Here is a 2600-nt window from a genome sequence, read left to right as displayed (position 1 = left end):
AGGCTTTAGATATTTGGCTGCGACTTGGTTGATGTCTTCTACGGTGAGTGCATCCAATCGTTGCAAGTAGCTACTGTAGAAATCATCCGGCAAATCATACCGGTCGATATTGATAGCAAAGGTGGCAATGGTATTGGGATTTTCAAGCGATCTTCCAAACCTACCACTAAGGTTGGCTTTAGCCATGGCTAGTTCTTCGGCTGTAATGCCATTTTCCTTAAGGTTTCTAATTTCATAAATCATTTCATAAACAGAAGAGTCGGTAACCTCATTCCTTACAGAAGTGCCTGCAGAAAACTTGGCCATTAACTTGTCAGAACCAAAGCTTGATCTGGCCCCATAAGTATAGCCCTTGGTTTCCCGTAGATTCCCATTCAACCTGGAATTAAAGCCCTCTCCCAAAATAAAATTCATAACCCTGGTAGCCATATAGTCCGGATTAGTAAGGTGCATTTCAACCGGAAAGGCAATGTTGATTACTGATTGAACGGCAGAGGATCGATCAAGAAGGGCCACTTTATTTTCTGTCGGAAGCTCAGGTTTTTGATAATCAAAATTAGGCACTTCTTCTTTCTCCCAAGAAGCAAAGTATTCGTTCACCAAAGATTTGGCTTCTTTTTCATCAATATCTCCCACAATCGCCAAGTACGCAATATTGGGTTTAAAGTAAGTCCGGTAATATCCCTTTACATCTTCTAAGTTTACATTTTCAACCGTTTCTTCAGTCATTGTTTCACCATAAGGATGCTCTTTACCATATACCAGGGCATTAGAGATCACTCCTGCCAAATAATCAGGATCATCCTTAGAAGAAGCCAAAGATGTTAGGGTTTGTTTTTTTAGCTTATCAAGCTCTTCTTGAGGAAAAATAGGGTTGTATAAAACATCTGTCATCAATTCCAGAACTTTTCCCTGATGCTTTTTCAAAGATGAAGCCGACAGGGAGGTGGACCCTGCGCCTAGAGAGGCACCAATAAAATCAATTTCCTCATCGAGTTCCTCTTTGGTTCTGGAGCTGGTCCCTGCCATCATCATGTCCCCCACAAAACCGGTTAGTCCGGCATTGTCTCCTTCAAATAAGGGATCCCTATTCAATATTAGATAAAATGCTACCCTCGGTAACTTATTATTTGGCACAACAAATACCTTTAGGCCATTGTCTAAGGTAAAAGTGGCAGGATCTGTAAATTCAATTTTTGGGGCCGGACCGGGAGGAGGTAAGACACTTCTATCAACTTGTGCCTGTGTTCCGAAGGTAATGAATGCAGCAAAAAGAAATATATATAAAGTCTTCATTTTTCTAGCTTTAGGGTTATTATTCGTTTTGAGCCGTTTCCTGTGGTTTAGGAAGGTAATACAATACCACTCTTCCATCCAGGGTCAAGTACTTATTGGCCACACGTTGTATGTCTTCCCTGCTTACTTTGCGGTATACTTCCAATTCTCTATTAATGTATTCAGTATCGCCATAAAATAAGTTTGCCTCTGCAAGGTTTTGGGCAATTCCTTCGATGGAGGAATTCTTACTGACCAGGTCATTTTCAATAATATTCTGCAATTTCTGAAAATCTTTTTCAGATATCCCTTCCTCCTGCACTTGCTTGATCAATACATCAATTTCGTTCTCAAGGTCCTCAGGTTCTACCCCCATATTGGCAATGCCATACATTATAAAAATACCTCCGTCTTCAAGATCAAGAGGTATAGCTGCCACTACTAAAGCTTTTTGCTGCTTGTCCACAAGCTCCTTAGTCATCAGCGAAGATTTCCCTCCTGTGAGATAAGTCGAGAGCATTTCCATGGCATAAGCATCCGGATGATTTTTTGGTGGTAAGTTGTAGGCCTGAATGATTGCCGGTATTTGGATATTGTCATAAATAATATCCCTGATCTCTTCGTCCTTTTTTGGCTCTTCTATGTCGGGCCTATAAATGGCTTTCTTTCCTTTAGGGATTTCAGAGAAGTATTTTCTAACCCATTCCTCAGTTTGCTTATAGTCAATATCCCCCGCAATGGTAAGGATTGCATTGTTTGGCACATAAAAATCTTTATAAAACTGCATAAACTCGTCGAGGCTTGCTGCATTCAAGTGATCCAAAGACCCAATGGGTGCCCATTGATAGGGGTGTTCACTATAAGCCCGTACCAAAGTTTCCGGTAAAATGGTCCCATAAGGCTGATTGTCATAGCGCTGGCGTTTTTCCTCTTTGACTACCTCTCTTTGGGTTTCAAGGCCTACTTCATCAATTTTCGCATGCAACATGCGCTCGCTTTCCAGGTAAAGTGAGAGCTCAAGATAATTGGAAGGCATTAGTTCATAGTAGTAGGTGATGTCATTGCTGGTAAAAGCATTCAGTGCACCTCCGTTGCCTTCAACCAAGTCTGTATATTCCCCCCTATCGATATTCTCTGATCCCTCAAAAAGTAGGTGCTCAAAGAAATGGGCAAAACCTGTACGCTCAGGATCCTCATTCTTGGAGCCTACGTGATACATCACAGAAGTCACGACTATGGGCGTTTTATTGTCTTTGTGCATGATTACCTTAAGCCCATTGTCTAAGGTGAATTCCCTAAAATCAATCTTTGTCTGGTTATAAGCT

General features: G+C 41.3%; 2 protein-coding genes. Both read right to left on the bottom strand.

Going from position 1 to position 2600, the window contains the following annotated elements:
• A partial coding sequence (locus AAC037_RS23320; RefSeq protein WP_339906013.1) for a pitrilysin family protein occupies positions 1-1296 on the bottom strand: 1296 nt, incomplete at its 3' end.
• A 19-nt stretch (positions 1297-1315) separates the two neighbouring features.
• Entirely contained in the window at positions 1316-2581 is a 1266-nt protein-coding gene (locus AAC037_RS23315; protein WP_339906015.1) for a pitrilysin family protein, read from the bottom strand.
• Between the last annotated feature and the right edge of the window lie 19 nt (positions 2582-2600).

The sequence above is a fragment of the uncultured Cyclobacterium sp. genome, assembly GCF_963976465.1.
GTDB lineage: Bacteria > Bacteroidota > Bacteroidia > Cytophagales > Cyclobacteriaceae > Cyclobacterium.
This window is presented reverse-complemented; position numbering and strand designations above follow the sequence as displayed.